We start from the raw sequence: 14,015 nt of genomic DNA on the forward strand, positions 1-14,015 counted from the left end.
GATGTGCGGCGCCCGCTGTCGTTGTGTTCAGCCGCGCAGGATCACGCGGACTTGCGGCTGTCGCGGGGATGAACCGCCAGGTTCATCGCCCCGGACCGCAGAACGGCCAGCCGCTCCTCGAGGACCTCTTCGAGTTCCTCGCGGGTCCGCCGCTCCATCAGCATGTCCCAGTGCGTACGCGCGGGCTTGGCCTTCTTCTCCTCAGGGCCGTCGCCGTCCACGAGGAGTGCTGGGGCACCGCAGACCTTGCACTCCCACTCCGGCGGGATCTCCGCCTCGACCGAGAAGGGCATCTCGAAGCGGTGCCCCTTCTCGCATGCGTACTCCACGGCCTGGCGCGGGGCCAGGTCGATGCCGCGGTCCGTCTCGTAGCTGGTCACCACGAGGCGCGTGCCGCGAAGAGCTCGCTCACTCATGAATCGTGCCTCCCGGGCTTGTCGCCCACAGGACAGGTGTCGCTGTCGTCGTCATCCGGTCAACGTCCGGTCGGCGGTAAAGATTCCCGTTCCGTGTCCCGTTCCGGGTCATGCGTCGCCGTCGTAGCCGCAGCCTTGTCAACCATTGCAGTACCCACAGGCGCCCGGTTTGTCACATCTGAAAGCAGATGTCACCCAGCGTTTCGGCATCTTTGACGCGCAGTAACGGTACGCCGTGCAGGCCAAACGCGTACACTACCGCCCTTTGGCGTTGAGCGCTAAATCTTCTCGGGTACCGGATTCCCACGACTCGATCCGCCGGACGGGCCCCTTGCGGGATCCGGGAATCAGGCCCACACGCCCCGCTCCCGCATGACCTCGCGCAGCATGTCGATGTGATCGGTCATGATGCCGTCGACGCCGAGATCCAGGAGCCGGTGCATCCGATCCGGTTCGTTGACCGTCCACACGTGCACGTGCAGTCCGCGCGCGTGGGCGGCACGCACGAAACGGCGGTCCACGACCGGGATGCCCGACCGGGCCTCGGGCACCTGTGCGGCCACCGCCGAGCGGCGCGGCGCCGCGGGCACGCCCCAGGACCGCAGCCGCAGGCCGAGCACGCCCCAGGTGCCGTACGAGGTCGCCAGGCGGGGTCCGCCCAGCCGCTGCGCGCGCACCACGCGCGCTTCGGAGAAGGAGCCCACGCATACCCGGTCCCAGGCGTCGGTCCGTGCGATCAGATCGAGCAGAGGGCGCAGTGCGGTCTCCGCCTTGAGGTCGACGTTCCAGCGCACCTCGGGGAAGGTCTCCAGGAGCTCCTCGAAGAGGGGGACCGGTTCCGCGCCGCCCACGCGCGCGTGCCGCACCTCGGTCCACGGCAGCTCGGCGATGCGGCCCGCTCCGTCGGTGACCCGGTCCAGCGTCGCGTCGTGGAAGGCGACCAGCCTGCCGTCACGCGTGGCGTGCACGTCGGTCTCCATATAGCGGTAGCCCGCCTCGGCCGCGCGCCGGAACTGCGCCACGGTGTTCTCCAGGCCGTCCGCGGCCCCGCCGCGGTGGGCGAAGGGGATGGGCCCCGGATGGTCGAGGTACGGGTGGCGCAGGAGGACGGTCACGGACGCAGTATCGCTCCCCTGGGTGACCCCGCGGCAACGACCGTGCTGCCGCCCGATGCCGTGGGCACGTCGAACACCCGCAGGAAGAACTGCGCGAGGGGACCGATCGACAGCGCGTACAGCAGGGTGCCGACGCCCACGGTGCCGCCGAGGAGGAAACCGGTCGCCACGACGCCGATCTCGACGGCCGTGCGGATCATCCGGATCGAGTGGCCCGTCCGCCGGTGCAGCCCCGTCATCAGCCCGTCGCGCGGCCCCGGCCCGAAACGCGCCGCGATGTAGCTGCCCGTCGCCGCGCCGTTCAGGACGACCCCCGCCACCAGCACGGGCACGCGCACGGCCAGACCGTGCGCCTCGGGGATGACGGCGAGCGCCCCGTCCATCACGATCCCGATGACGATCACGTTGGACACCGTGCCGAGCCCCGGGCGCTGCCGCATCGGAATCCAGATGAGCAGCACGATGACGCCCACGATGATCAGGACGGTGCCGATGGACAGGCCGGTGTGTGCGGCGAGCCCCTGGTGGAGCACGTTCCACGGCTCCAGCCCCAGGCCGGACCGGACGAGCATGGCCGAGCTGATGCCGTAGAGGGCGAGGCCGGCGTACAGCTGGACCAGTCGTCGGACGAGATGGTGGCCGTTGGCGAACAAGTGGTCCCCCTGGTGGTGGTAGTGGCCTGACTCATGACACTCTGTGGCGGGGGAGGAAACTCCATCCATGGCCAATTCGGGGAAGGTGGACTGGTAATCATGGCGCAGTGGACCTCCGCGGTAGGGGCCGCGCAGCTGGCGCGGCTGCTCAACTCCCAGCAGGACCGTCCGGCGGGCCCCGGCACGCGCCGCCCGCCCGCCTACCGCGCCCTCGCCGACGGCGTCCGGCTGCTGGTCCTCGAAGGCCGCGTCCCGGTGGCGGCCCGGCTGCCCGCCGAGCGGGAGCTCGCCCTGGCGCTGTCCGTCAGCCGTACGACCGTCGCCGCCGCCTACGAGGCGCTGCGCGCGGAGGGGTTCCTGGAGTCCCGGCGCGGAGCGGGCAGCTGGACGGCCGTCCCGGCGGGGAACCCCGTCCCCGCGCGCGGGCTCGAACCGCTGCCGCCGGAGACCCTGGGCTCGATGATCGACCTGGGCTGTGCCGCCCTCCCGGCCCCCGAGCCGTGGCTCACCCGCGCCGTGCAGGGCGCGCTGGAGGAGCTGCCCCCCTACGCCCACACGCACGGCGACTACCCGGCGGGGCTGCCCGCCCTGCGGGCGATGATCGCCGAACGCTACACCGCGCGCGGGATCCCGACGATGCCCGAGCAGATCATGGTGACGACCGGCGCCATGGGCGCCATCGACGCGATCTGCCATCTGTTCGGCGGGCGGGGCGAACGTATCGCCGTCGAGTCGCCGTCGTACGCCAACATCCTCCAGCTGATGCGGGAGGCGGGGGCCCGGCTGGTCCCGGTCGCCATGGCGGAGGGGCTCACCGGGTGGGACTTGGACCGCTGGCGGCAGGTCCTGCGCGAGGCCGCGCCGCGCATCGCGTACGTCGTCGCCGACTTCCACAACCCCACCGGCGCCCTCGCCGACGAGGACCAGCGGCGGCGGCTGGTGGAGGCGGCCCGGTCGGCGGGCACGGTGCTGGTCGCCGACGAGACGATGAGCGAGCTGTGGCTCGACGAGGAGGCGGCCGCCGCCATGCCGCGCCCGGTGTGCGGCTTCGACCCGGCCGGGTCCACGGTGATCACCGTCGGCTCGGCCAGCAAGGCCTTCTGGGCCGGGATGCGCATCGGCTGGGTGCGGGCGGCTCCGGACGTCATCCGCAGCCTGGTCGCCGCGCGCGCCTACGCCGACCTGGGCACTCCGGTGCTGGAGCAGCTGGCGGTGAACTGGCTGTTCAGCACCGGGGGCTGGGAGCAGGCCGTTCATCTGCGGCGCGGTCAGGCCCGGGAGAACCGGGACGCGCTGGTCGCCGCGGTGCGGCGGGAGCTGCCGGACTGGGAGTTCGAGGTGCCCCGGGGCGGGCTGACGCTGTGGGTGCGGGCCGGCGGGCTGTCCGGGTCGCGGCTCGCCGAGGCGGGGGAGCGGGTCGGGGTCCGGGTGCCGTCCGGACCGCGCTTCGGAGTGGACGGCGCCTTCGAGGGCTATGTGCGGCTGCCGTTCACCGTGGGGGGCGCGGTGGCCGACGAGGCGGCGGGGCGGCTGGCCGCGGCGGCCCGGATCGTCGAGAGCGGGGGGACGGCGGGCGGCGAGGGCCCGCGCACGTTCGTCGCGTAGACGGGGCCTGGCCGGGCCGGTGCGGCTAAGGGCTGTCCCGTAATCCCTGGCGGGCGTGCGACGACAGCTACGGCACCTCGCCGCGTTGTCGGGACGTCCGCATACATCCAGTATGCGGACGTTCCTCCGCCTTGCGATGCACCGCATCCGACGCCGCACGCTGATCCACCAGGGATTACGGGACAGCCCTCAGGGTGCGGGCGGGCCCCGTCCGTGTCCTTACGAGCTCTCCAGAGCCACGGCCTCCGCCGGGACCGGCAGGGTCTCGGAGTCCGCCGGGGTCGAGCGGGGCGGCAGCAGGTCGAGGACCGCCTGCCGGTGGGCCTCGCTCGTCGCGTCGTCGTAGGGGTCCGGGGTCGCCGGGACCTGGAGGCGGTGCACCGGTCCCGCGCCGAGCCGGGCGTACCCGCGCCCTGGTGGGACGTGGTCGACGGGAGTGGTGTGCGCGGGCGCGCCGAGGATCGCCTCCACCTGCCTGCCCGAGGCCGGGCCGAGGACGACCCGCGCGCGCGTGTGCTGCCGTACCGCTTCGCTCAGGGCGTCCAGGTTGTCGAACTGCTCGGCCACGACCACCGTCACCGAGGCCGCGCGGCCGTGCCGCAGCGGGATCCGGAGGAGGGACTGCGGGTCCTCGCGGCCGTCCGCCTCGGCGAGGTGGGTGAACGCGGTGGGGCGGTCGAGGAGGATCCACAGCGGGCGTTTGACGTCGTCGGGCGGGGCGTGGCCCTCCTGGCGGGCCTGGTTCGCGGCGATCAGCCGGCGCTCCGTCTCCTGTGCGGCCCATTCCAGGCCGGCCAGCGCTCCGGCGAGTCCCACCTCGACGCCCAGGACGCCGTCCCGGCCGGCGAGACAGGCGTACTCGCCGGTGCCGCCGCCCTCGACGATCAGGACGTCGCCGTGCTGGAGGGCCTGCAGGGCGAGGGAGCGCAGCAGGGTCGAGGTGCCGCTGCCGGGCTGGCCGACGGCCAGGAGGTGGGGCTCGGTGGAGCGGACGCCGGTGCGCCAGACGACGGGCGGCACGTCCCGCCGCTCCTCGCCGTGGTCGAGGGGCAGGGTGCGCAGGACGTGGGAGGGGTCGGTGAAGCCCAGGACCGTCTCACCGGGGGCGGTGACGAAACGCTGGGCGGCGATGTCGGTGGGGAGCGGGGCGAGGACGCGCAGGGTGAGTGCGTTGCCCTCCTCGTCCCAGTCGAAGAGGTACTCGCGGCCGCGGCCCGACTTGGCCGCGAGGAGGTGCTCCACGCGCGCGCGTGGCTCGGCCTCGCCGTCCGGGAAGTACGCCGGGTAATGGACCGCGAGGTGGGCGACGCGGCCGGACCCGTCGAACTCGTACTCCGGGAAGGCCTTCTCCCAGTCGCCGCCGTGGGCGTACAGGGGAGCGGGGTCGTCGGCCGTCGAGAAGTACGGGACGAGGGCCTCGTACAGCGACTGGAGTCGCTGGGTCTGCGACTCGTCGGGGCCTTCGGGGACCGGTGGGGTGCGGTCCCTGCCCTGCCAGGCTGCCGCCGCCATCAGGGCGATGACGGCGAGCAGCGGGCCGTACGGGACGAGGGCCACGACCAGGACCACCGAGGCCGCCAGGAACAGCAGCGGACCGCGCCGGTCCTTGGGGGTCTCGGCCCATTTGAGCCGGCCGACCGCGGCCAGCCGGCGCAGACCGCGGGCGACGGTGATCAGCGGATGCAGGATGTCGGTGGCGCTGTCCGCCGCCGTCCGGGCCAGCTCCCGGCTCCGGGCGATCTGCGCGCTGCCTGTGCTCAGGATGCGGGGGAGGGGGCGCCGGGCCACTGCGGTCTCCTGGAGGTGCGTACGGACGGATCGGACGGCGGGGACGGGACGGCGGAGCCGGGCGGCGTCAGAACTTGATGCCGCCCAGCAGTCCGGCCAGGCTCTCGCCGCCCGCCTTGATGCTGGGGGCGATGGCGGTGCTGGCCAGGTAGAAGCCGAACAGGGCCGAGACCAGGGCGTGCGACGCCTTGAGCCCGTCCTTGCGGAAGAACAGGAAGACGATGATGCCGAGCAGGACCACACCTGAGATGGACAGGATCATTTGGGCTCTCCTGGTTCGTGGGGACAGTCACCATGAGTACTTCCAGGATCACAGGATGTATCTATACGATTAAAGGTGCAACTGGGTGAATTCCGGGAGATTTCGCCCGGTCGGCGGAAGCCCCGAAGAGGGGTCTGAGCAGCGGAGTTGCGTCGAACGGGTCTCGCCGTGATCTTTGCCTCTCGCGCGGCCCGTCATGTGCCGGGCGAGCCAGTACCCTGGCGATTCACCTGAACGGCTGTGACGAGAGGCGGTCCGACGATGACCGAAGCCCCCGACCCCGAGGTCGTGGAGCTGGCGAGCAAGATCTTCGAGCTGGCCCGGCAGGGACAGACCGAGGCGCTTGTGGCCTACGTCGACGCGGGCGTTCCGGCCAACCTCACCAACGACCGCGGCGACTCGCTCGTGATGCTCGCCGCGTACCACGGCCACGCCGAGGCGGTACGGGCCCTGCTGGCCCGCGGCGCCGAGGCCGACCGGATCAACGACCGAGGCCAGACCCCCCTCGCCGGAGCCGTCTTCAAGGGTGAGACGGAGGTCGTCAAGGCCCTGGTCGAGGCCGGGGCCGACCCGTCCGCGGGCACCCCCTCGGCCGTCGACACGGCCAGGATGTTCGACCGGGCCGAGCTGCTCGAACTGTTCGGGGGGCACCGCACCGGCAGTTCCTGAGCAGCCGGAACGAAGTTCCCGACCGGACAGAACGACGAACACGGGGGAGGCGGTACGAAGCCGCCGGAAATATCGGTCGCGGCAGGCAGAACAGCCGGGTCATCATGACGTCGTGATTCACGGACGCGACGGATGGGCAGGTGTTGCCGCACCGCGCGGGCCGTGACACGGTCCGCATGGGCCACCGACGAGAGGCAGAGAGAGATGGTCTACAACAAGCAAGAGACGGCGGGCGCCCCGACGTGTTGTCACGTGGCCAGGTAACGCGTGTTCCCCGGTTGCGTCGACGCTTGATGTGAGGCTGTTTCCCATGTTCGATCCGGTCATAGCGCCCAGCGGTACGCTGCTCGGCCTGCTGCAGCGGGGCCGCGGCGACGGCACCCTGCACGCGCTCACCGCGCCCCGCCGAGAGGCGCTCGCGGCCCTCAACCACTGTGTGCTGCGCGATCCCCGCCACGACTGGCAGGTGGAGAACCGCTCCCTCTACTACGCCCGGCTCTTCCTCGACCTCGGCGGCGAGCTGGACGAGATCGAGGCGCACCTCTTCGACGTCGAGGACGCCTTCGACACCGAGGAGTCCCGCACCGGCCTCGCCTTGGCCGTCCTCGGCCATCTCGCCTCCTACGGCAGGCGGGACGCCCTGGAACTGCTGCGCCGGTACGCCGCCTCGGGCTCCAACTGGGCCTGGGCCCTGGACGAGCTCGCCCTGCGCGACGACGACGCCGGCCTGCGCGCCCTGGCCGCCCCGGTGCTCGCGAGGTTCGCCACCGACGCCGAGGGCGAGGCCGAACTGGTCGTCGCCGTACGCGACGCCTTCGAGCCACGGCCGTGGCGGCTGTGGGCGGAGGACCCGCGCGAGTACGTCTCCACACGTGTGCGTGCCGCCCAGGAAGCCGGTTCCTTCGACCGGTGGCAGCGGCAGATGAGGCCCACCGGGCCCCGGCCCGGCTGGAGCGTCCAGGCCGTCTTCGACTGGGCCCAGCAGGGCCTGGACCGGGGCGCCGCGCTCCATGTCCCCGCGGCCCGATGTCTGGCCGCCGTGGCCGGCCCCGATGACCGGCCGGAGATCGTGCGGGCCGCACGGGACGGCGGCGACGGCGCCCGGTGCACCGCCCTGCGCTATCTCGCCGACAGCGACGATCCCGGCGCCCTCGACCTGATCGAACAGGCCGTCGTGACGGGCTCGACGGCCGTGGTGGAGGCGGCCGTCGACGCCTTCGAACGCATGCGGGTGGCGGCCGCCGTCGACCGCGCCCGCGGCTGGGTCCAGCGGCCCGACGCCCTCGGCGCCGCCGCCGGCCGTGTGCTCGCCTGCCGGGGCGGCGCCCACGACGGCGACCTCGTCCTCGGCGCCCTGCGCGAGGCCGTCCGCGGCGAGGGCTGCGACGCCCCGACCCTGTGGACCCTCGTCGACGGCGCCGGGCGGCTCGGCATCGTGTGCGCGGCCCCCGTGCTGCGGCACATCTACCGCGAGACCGGCTCGTCCCATCTGCGGGGCCGCTGCGCCCGCGCCCTCGCCGCCACCGACCCCTCCTTCGCCGCCGGCTTCGCCGTCGAATGCCTGTGGGACTGCGAGGAGACCACCCGCGAGATCGCCGCCCGGCACGCCGAGACCGGCGACGCACGGGTCGTCGAGCGGCTGCGTCGGCTCGCCGCCGATCCGGCCGAGGAGGCCGAGGTCCAGACGGCCGTACGCAGCAGGATCGGACCGGACGCGGCCTCGGCGATGTGACGACGGCCCCGGCGACAGGGCCGATCGGCGGACGTCCGTCCGCCGGGTGAACGGGCGGTGACCGGCAGGCCGGGCGGAGATGGACGCCGCCCGGCCTGCCGGGCGCTCCGCGCTCTATCGGGCCCCGGTCGTCCGGCGGGCGGTGAGACGGGGGCGCACCGCCACGAAGCGGGTCGGCGTTCCCGGGACCGCCTGGGCGGCACGGGCCAGATCAGGGCGATGGACGACACCGATGACCGGGTAGCCCCCCGTGGTCGGATGGTCGGCCAGGAAGACCACGGGCCTGCCGTCCGGCGGCACCTGGACCGCACCCAGCACCATGCCCTCGCTGGGAAGCTCGCCGGCCCTCGCGCGCTCCAGCGCCGGCCCCTCCGTGCGCAGCCCGATCCGGTTGCTCGACGCCGACACGCGGTATACGCGCGTGGTGAACGCGCGCACCGCATCCGAAGTGAACCAGTCGTCGCGCGGGCCCAATGTCACCCGCAGGACGAGTTCGGCCGGCGGCGCCGGCTGCGGGGCGACGTCCACGCGTGTGTACGGGGCGGGCGGCCGTCCCAAGGGCAGCACCGCGCCGTCCGTGAGAGGTGCGGGGCCCAGGCCCGAGAGCAGGTCCGTCGAACGGCTGCCGAGGACGCGTTCCACGGTGACGCCGCCGGCCACCGCCAGGTAGCCGCGCACCCCGGTGAGGGCGGGTCCGACGTCCAGCAGCGCCCCGGACGGCACCTGCACCGGCGCGCCCCAGGCGACGGGCCGGCCGTCCACCGTGACGGCGCAGGGCGCGCCGCCGACGGCCACGGTGACCGGGCAACGGGGGCGCACCGCGCAGCCGTCGAGCGTCGTCTCCAGCACGGCCGCGTCCGGTGGGTTGCCGACCAGCCGGTTGACGAGCGCCGCCGCCGGCGCGTCCAGCGCGCCCGAGCGGGGCACGCCCAGATGCGCGTGTCCGGGACGGCCGCGGTCCTGGACGGTGGTGAGCGCCCCCGCGCGGACGACGGCGAGCGCGCGAACGGTCATACGACGCCCTCCCGTCCCGTCGGGACGAAACGCACGCGTGCGCCCGGTGTGAGCAGCGCCGCGGGCACGCGTGTGTGGTCCCACAGCACCGCGTCCGTGGTGCCGATCAGCTGCCAGCCGCCCGGCGACGAGCGCGGGTACACGCCCGTGTACGGCCCGGCCAGCGCCACCGAACCCGCCGGGACGGCTGTACGCGGAGTGACCCGGCGCGGTACGTCGTAGCGCGCCGGAAGGCCGGTGAGATAGCCGAAGCCGGGGGCGAAGCCGCAGAACGCGACCCGGAACTCGGTGGCGGCGTGGACCCGCGCCACCTCGCGCTCCGGGACGCCCCAGTGGGCGGCCACGTCGGCGAGGTCGGGGCCGTCGTAGCGCACCGGCAGCTCGATCACCGTCCCCGAGCGCGGGGGAGCGGGCGGGACGGCGGCCGAGGTCAGTTCGCGGGCCCAGCGGACCGGGTCGGCCAGGCCGTCGAGGAGGACCGTGCGCGCGGCGGGGACGATCTCGCGGACGACGAGCGAGCCCTCCGCGCGGCGCCGCAGCAGCTCCGCGTGCAGGGCCTGGGCCTCCTCGCCCGAGGCCGCCTCGACGAGCAGGGCGTCCACGCCGACGGCCAGCGCCCTCATACGAACGCCTCCACCCGCACGCCCGCCTCCTCCAGCCGCAGCCTGACGCGCCGGGCCAGCTCCACAGCGCCGGGTGTGTCGCCGTGCACGCACAGGGAACGCGCGCGTACGTCGATGCGCGGCCCCGCGAGGGAGGCGACGGTGCCGGACCGGGCCAGCTCCACCGACCGCTCCACCACGGCGTCCGGGTCAGCGACCACGGCCCCCGCGAGTCCGCGCGGCACGAGCGTGCCCTCCTCGGTGTACGCGCGGTCCGCGAACGCCTCCGTGACGGCCGGCAGGCCCGCCTCCGCGGCGAGCTCCAGCAGACGGGAGCCGGGCAGCCCCAGCACGGGCAGCGCGGAGCCGGCGAGGAGCACTCCGGCGACCACCGCCGCGGCCTGCTCAGCGTCGCGCACGACCCGGTTGTAGAGCGCGCCGTGCGGCTTGACGTACGCCACGCGCGCGCCCGCAGCCCGCGCGAAGACCTCCAGGGCGCCGATCTGGTAGGCCACCTCGGCGGTCAGCTCGGCCGACGGCACGTCCATCGCACGCCGCCCGAACCCGGCGAGGTCCCGGTAGGAGACCTGCGCGCCGATCGTCACGCCCCGCTCGGCCGCCAGCTCGCACACCCGCCGCATGGTGGGCGCGTCCCCCGCGTGGAAGCCGCAGGCCACGTTGGCGCTGGTCACCACGGACAGCAGGCGTTCGTCGTCGGTGAGCTGCCAGCGGCCGAAGCCCTCTCCGAGGTCGGCGTTCAGATCGATCGCGGTCATACCTACGAAGCTAGAGGATCGTTGAACGATCCTTCAATACCCCTGTTGTCTCGTTCACCCCCCTGCGATTGAATTCCGGGCATGGCAGAGCAGCTGGCGGGACTGGCCGACGACCGCGCCCTCCTGGGGCGCACCAGCACGGCCGAGCGGGTCGCGGACATCCTCAGGAGCCGCGTCGCCGAGGGCTACTTCCCGCCCGGCACCCGGCTGTCCGAGGACAGCATCGGCGGAGCGCTCGGCGTCTCCCGCAACACGCTGCGCGAGGCGTTCCGCCTGCTCACCCATGAACGCCTGCTCGTCCACGAGCTCAACCGGGGCGTCTTCGTCCGCGTCCTGACCGTGGAGGACGTGGAGGACATCTACCGCACGCGCGCCCTCGTCGAGTGCGCCGTCGTACGTGGTCTGGGGGAGCCGCCGTACGGGCTGGACCGCCTGAGGGCGGCCGTCACCGAGGGGCAGGGCTCCGCCGCCGGGAACGACTGGAAGGGTCTGGGCACCGCCAACATCCACTTCCACCAGGAGCTGGTGGCGCTGGCCGGCAGTGCCCGCACGGACGAACTCATGCGCGGCGTCTTCGCCGAACTGCGGCTCGCCTTCCACGTCGTCGACGACCCGCACCGGCTGCACGAGCCGTACCTCGCGCGCAACCGCCGGATCCTCCAGGCGCTCGAGTCCGGGGACAAGGCCGCGGCGGAGGAACTGCTCGCGGTCTATCTCCAGGACTCGCTGCGGCGGATCGTGGAGGTGTACCGGCGCAGAGTCGGCGACGAAGGACGAGCCGCCGGCTGAGCGCCCTTGACGGCATCCCGTCGTTTGGGTCGTTGTCAGACCGAGGACCTAGTCTGTGCACCGTGACTTCGCCTGCACCGACGGACTCGACGGACCGTGTTCCGCCCCAGCTCAGCGCGGGACCGCGCCCGGCGCCGGGCCCGGCCGCCGACGAGGGGCTGGCGCGGCGGCTGCGCGCGCTCGCCTGCACCGCCCCGATCCACGACCTCGACGCGCGCAAGGCGAACCTGGCCGGCGAGTACTCGGTGTACGGCATGGCGGAGATCGCCCTCGCCGCCATCGACCTCGTCACCCTCAACATGGACTTCGACACCGGCGCCGACCACGACCAGATCGTCGCCCGCCTGGTTCCGCGCGTGGCCGCGCAGGCCCCGCCGCGGCCCGCCGAGGAACACGAGCGCGTGGCCCGCTGGGTCCTGGAGAACCTGATCAACGTCGGCAGCGTCGACCGCGGCTTCCGCGCCGTGTACGGCACCTTCACGGCCGACGGCGCCTATGTGCGCCGCGACTACGACTTCAAGCTGATCGAGGAGGTCCCCGGCTACGGCGGCGCGGTCTACCTCCGCACGACCGACGAGGCGGTCAACGTCCTGGTCGGCGCCCTCGACACCGACGTCACCAGCGCCCAGATCGCCGCCGAGGTCAAGCTGGAGGTCCTCATCCGGCGCGGGCGTCTCGCCGACGCCCAGCTCGCCGCCGAACAGGCCCGCTACCGCACCGTGCAGTACTCCGAGACGCTGCGCAGGGCCCTGGAGGCGACCCGGCGCAACGTACGCGCGGTGGACTGGCTCCACACCGTCCCCGACATGATCGCCGAAGCCCTCGACCACGTGGCCGACCGGTACCGCCACGAGAACGCGATCCTCACCAACATCCGCAAAGCGCGTGACGAGATCGAGGACGCCGACAACAAGCGGCGGGCAGCCGAGCTCGTCGACATCGTCAAGGACTGCATCCGGCGGCACACCCAGCTCCAGTCCCGGCTGCTGGAGGCGGGCCCCCTCTTCCGCGCCGAGCAGGACCGGCAGGCCTTCGCCACACCGATGACCTCCTCCGGCACGGACCTGTACGGCCATCTCCTCGCCCCCCTGCTGCCGCTGCCCCTGGAAGAGGCCGTCCGCGTCACCGACGCGTTCTTCGCGCGCGGCACGGGACTGCGCACCCCCGTGTCCGTGCGCGTGGGCGACCTGGTCGACCTGCTGCTGACGCCGCCCGTGGAGCGGGAGCACCTGGGCGCCGAGATGCCCGAACCCGACCTCATCGCCACCCCGGACGACAGCCGGTTCAGCGAGGAACAGCTCGCCGCCGCCAGGGAACTGCTCGACCTGCCCGCCGACGCGCCGCGCAGACTGTCGGGACTGCTGGCCGAGGCGCGGCGCACCGGTGACCTCGATCTGCCCTACCTGGTCGCGCTGCTGGCGGTGCACGCGGCGAGCCCCGCGGTCGGCACCGCCTACCGGCAGGGCGAGGAGAAGCTGCTGTTCGCCGTGGACGACGGCGCCGAGCTCGACGACCCCGAGTTCGGCGGGGCCGACCTGATAGTGGGCACGGCGCTGCTCGACGCGGCGGGCATGGCCGCCGACCGGACGGAAGCGGCATGAGCAGGGCCGAGACCCGGACGCCGGGCCGGGAACCGTATGGACGAACACCAGCGCAAGGAGCCGAGACCGTGACCGAGCACGTCGAGTGGAGCGACACGGAAGCGCCCGCCCCGTCGGCGCCCGCCGCCGTCACCCCCGCCGACGCCGCCGACGCCGCTCGGCTCGTCGCCTTCGGACTGCAGCCCAAGACGCAGCCCGCGCGGGACCAGGAGTACACCGAACTGCTGCGGCGCTATCGGGAGGACCCGGCGTTCGCCCGGCTCGCCGACGCGGTGGCCACCGGGCTCGGACTCATCGTGCTGGAGGTGTCCCCGCGCGCGGGCATGGCCGTGACCGCGGCCGAGGACTCCGTGTTCGCGGTGCGGATGGGCGACTACGCGCGGCGGACGTCCGCCGACGGCTCGGACCGCTTCCTGCACGGGCTCGCCCATCTCGCCGTCGCCGCGATGGCCTTCCCGCGTCCCGAGGACCTCGCCGACGACGGCTACATCGGCCGCGTCAGCGTCAACGGCGTCGACGCCTTCGTCCGGCAGGCCTGCCGCCGGCTGGAGGAACGGGCGGCGGAAGCGGGCGAGAACACCGACCCGGCCACCGACGCGCCCGGCCTGGAGGCCGCCTGGCGGATCTGGGTGCGGCGCAGCGCCACCGGCGCCACCAAGGACGCCCGTCGGCTGGCGGGTTCGACGACCGGGATCGTCGGCAAGGCCGTCGCCTTCCTCACCGACTCCGGATTCCTCCAGCGCACCGGCGACGACAACGGCGGCACCTACCGCACGACCGCCCGCTACCAGCTCCAAGTACGGGACATGGCCGGGAGCGCCGCCCTGGCCGAGCTGCTGGAGCTGGGCGTCGTCCCGATCACCGACGGCTCGCCGACGCTGCTGCCCGCCGAGGAGAGCGACGACCTGGAGCTGGTGGCCGACGCAGGACTGCCGTTCCACTCCTGAAGCACCCGGGCCCGAAACCCGTTGGCCCGCCCCCCCCCACCGATCT

The 14,015-nt window shown here is 73.5% G+C and carries 14 protein-coding genes; 6 read left to right on the top strand and 8 right to left on the bottom strand.

What is annotated here, in order from left to right:
- Positions 1-41: 41 nt before the first annotated feature.
- The 3 genes from ACIRS4_RS12720 to ACIRS4_RS12730 all read right to left on the bottom strand — a co-directional run bounded on the left by ACIRS4_RS12720 (position 42) and on the right by ACIRS4_RS12730 (position 2,184).
- On the bottom strand, positions 42-416 hold the full coding sequence (locus tag ACIRS4_RS12720; RefSeq protein ID WP_020128921.1) for an RNA polymerase-binding protein RbpA: 375 nt from the start codon (positions 414-416) through the stop codon (positions 42-44).
- 347 nt (positions 417-763) lie between these two features.
- Positions 764-1,531, bottom strand: coding sequence for a glycerophosphodiester phosphodiesterase (locus ACIRS4_RS12725; protein WP_404193946.1), 768 nt, complete (start codon positions 1,529-1,531; stop codon positions 764-766).
- Complete coding sequence (locus ACIRS4_RS12730; RefSeq protein WP_404193949.1) at positions 1,528-2,184, bottom strand: YitT family protein; 657 nt, start codon at positions 2,182-2,184, stop codon at positions 1,528-1,530. The genes ACIRS4_RS12725 and ACIRS4_RS12730 overlap by 4 nt, the downstream gene beginning before the upstream one ends.
- A gap of 99 nt (positions 2,185-2,283) precedes the next feature.
- On the opposite strand from ACIRS4_RS12730, the gene ACIRS4_RS12735 reads away from it, so the two are divergent.
- A complete protein-coding gene (locus tag ACIRS4_RS12735; RefSeq protein WP_404193951.1) occupies positions 2,284-3,789 on the top strand; it encodes a PLP-dependent aminotransferase family protein in 1,506 nt (501 codons plus the stop codon).
- 219 nt (positions 3,790-4,008) lie between these two features.
- On the opposite strand, the gene ACIRS4_RS12740 is transcribed toward ACIRS4_RS12735, so the two are convergent.
- Both ACIRS4_RS12740 and ACIRS4_RS12745 read right to left on the bottom strand, forming a co-directional pair.
- Positions 4,009-5,577, bottom strand: a complete 1,569-nt coding sequence (locus tag ACIRS4_RS12740; protein WP_404193953.1) for a hypothetical protein — start codon at positions 5,575-5,577, stop codon at positions 4,009-4,011.
- Positions 5,578-5,644: 67 nt separating this feature from the next.
- A complete protein-coding gene (locus ACIRS4_RS12745; RefSeq protein WP_351097402.1) occupies positions 5,645-5,839 on the bottom strand; it encodes a hypothetical protein in 195 nt (64 codons plus the stop codon).
- Between the two features lie 261 nt (positions 5,840-6,100).
- Here ACIRS4_RS12745 and ACIRS4_RS12750 point away from each other — a divergent pair, with 261 nt between their 5' ends.
- Together ACIRS4_RS12750 and ACIRS4_RS12755 are read left to right on the top strand one after the other, a co-directional pair.
- Entirely contained in the window at positions 6,101-6,508 is a 408-nt protein-coding gene (locus ACIRS4_RS12750; protein WP_404193956.1) for an ankyrin repeat domain-containing protein, read from the top strand.
- A gap of 310 nt (positions 6,509-6,818) precedes the next feature.
- Entirely contained in the window at positions 6,819-8,240 is a 1,422-nt protein-coding gene (locus tag ACIRS4_RS12755; protein WP_404193958.1) for a HEAT repeat domain-containing protein, read from the top strand.
- A gap of 114 nt (positions 8,241-8,354) precedes the next feature.
- Here ACIRS4_RS12755 and ACIRS4_RS12760 read toward each other — a convergent pair whose 3' ends face one another.
- Genes ACIRS4_RS12760 through ACIRS4_RS12770 form a run of 3 tightly spaced genes read right to left on the bottom strand, consistent with a single transcriptional unit; the run spans position 8,355 to position 10,632 of the window.
- The gene (locus ACIRS4_RS12760) at positions 8,355-9,254 is read right to left on the bottom strand and encodes a biotin-dependent carboxyltransferase family protein (protein WP_404193961.1); all 900 of its coding nucleotides are present in this window, start codon (positions 9,252-9,254) and stop codon (positions 8,355-8,357) included.
- Complete coding sequence (locus ACIRS4_RS12765) at positions 9,251-9,877, bottom strand: allophanate hydrolase subunit 1 (RefSeq protein ID WP_404193964.1); 627 nt, start codon at positions 9,875-9,877, stop codon at positions 9,251-9,253. The genes ACIRS4_RS12760 and ACIRS4_RS12765 overlap by 4 nt, the downstream gene beginning before the upstream one ends.
- Positions 9,874-10,632: a LamB/YcsF family protein gene (locus ACIRS4_RS12770; protein ID WP_404193967.1), complete on the bottom strand. Its 759-nt coding sequence runs from the start codon at positions 10,630-10,632 to the stop codon at positions 9,874-9,876. The genes ACIRS4_RS12765 and ACIRS4_RS12770 overlap by 4 nt, the downstream gene beginning before the upstream one ends.
- Positions 10,633-10,713: 81 nt before the next feature.
- On the opposite strand from ACIRS4_RS12770, the gene ACIRS4_RS12775 reads away from it, so the two are divergent.
- The 3 genes from ACIRS4_RS12775 (at position 10,714) to ACIRS4_RS12785 (ending at position 13,969) form a co-directional block, all read left to right on the top strand.
- A complete protein-coding gene (locus ACIRS4_RS12775; protein WP_404193970.1) occupies positions 10,714-11,421 on the top strand; it encodes a GntR family transcriptional regulator in 708 nt (235 codons plus the stop codon).
- Between the two features lie 62 nt (positions 11,422-11,483).
- Positions 11,484-13,022, top strand: coding sequence for a hypothetical protein (locus ACIRS4_RS12780; RefSeq protein WP_404193973.1), 1,539 nt, complete (start codon positions 11,484-11,486; stop codon positions 13,020-13,022).
- 68 nt (positions 13,023-13,090) lie between these two features.
- Positions 13,091-13,969: a hypothetical protein gene (locus ACIRS4_RS12785; RefSeq protein WP_404193975.1), complete on the top strand. Its 879-nt coding sequence runs from the start codon at positions 13,091-13,093 to the stop codon at positions 13,967-13,969.
- Positions 13,970-14,015: the final 46 nt, after the last annotated feature.

The organism is Streptomyces sp. NPDC101166 (genome assembly GCF_044768125.1).
Classification (GTDB): Bacteria; Actinomycetota; Actinomycetes; order Streptomycetales; family Streptomycetaceae; genus Streptomyces.

Bases quoted from the DNA above. Each gene is read 5' to 3' on its own strand.
- ACIRS4_RS12770 (WP_404193967.1), bottom strand. From the start codon at position 10,632: ATGACCGCGATCGATCTGAACGCCGACCTCGGAGAGGGCTTCGGCCGC.
- ACIRS4_RS12755 (WP_404193958.1), top strand. From the start codon at position 6,819: ATGTTCGATCCGGTCATAGCGCCCAGCGGTACGCTGCTCGGCCTGCTG.
- ACIRS4_RS12760 (WP_404193961.1), bottom strand. From the start codon at position 9,254: ATGACCGTTCGCGCGCTCGCCGTCGTCCGCGCGGGGGCGCTCACCACC.
- ACIRS4_RS12735 (WP_404193951.1), top strand. From the start codon at position 2,284: ATGGCGCAGTGGACCTCCGCGGTAGGGGCCGCGCAGCTGGCGCGGCTG.
- ACIRS4_RS12745 (WP_351097402.1), bottom strand. From the start codon at position 5,839: ATGATCCTGTCCATCTCAGGTGTGGTCCTGCTCGGCATCATCGTCTTC.
- ACIRS4_RS12775 (WP_404193970.1), top strand. From the start codon at position 10,714: ATGGCAGAGCAGCTGGCGGGACTGGCCGACGACCGCGCCCTCCTGGGG.
- ACIRS4_RS12750 (WP_404193956.1), top strand. From the start codon at position 6,101: ATGACCGAAGCCCCCGACCCCGAGGTCGTGGAGCTGGCGAGCAAGATC.
- ACIRS4_RS12720 (WP_020128921.1), bottom strand. From the start codon at position 416: ATGAGTGAGCGAGCTCTTCGCGGCACGCGCCTCGTGGTGACCAGCTAC.
- ACIRS4_RS12765 (WP_404193964.1), bottom strand. From the start codon at position 9,877: ATGAGGGCGCTGGCCGTCGGCGTGGACGCCCTGCTCGTCGAGGCGGCC.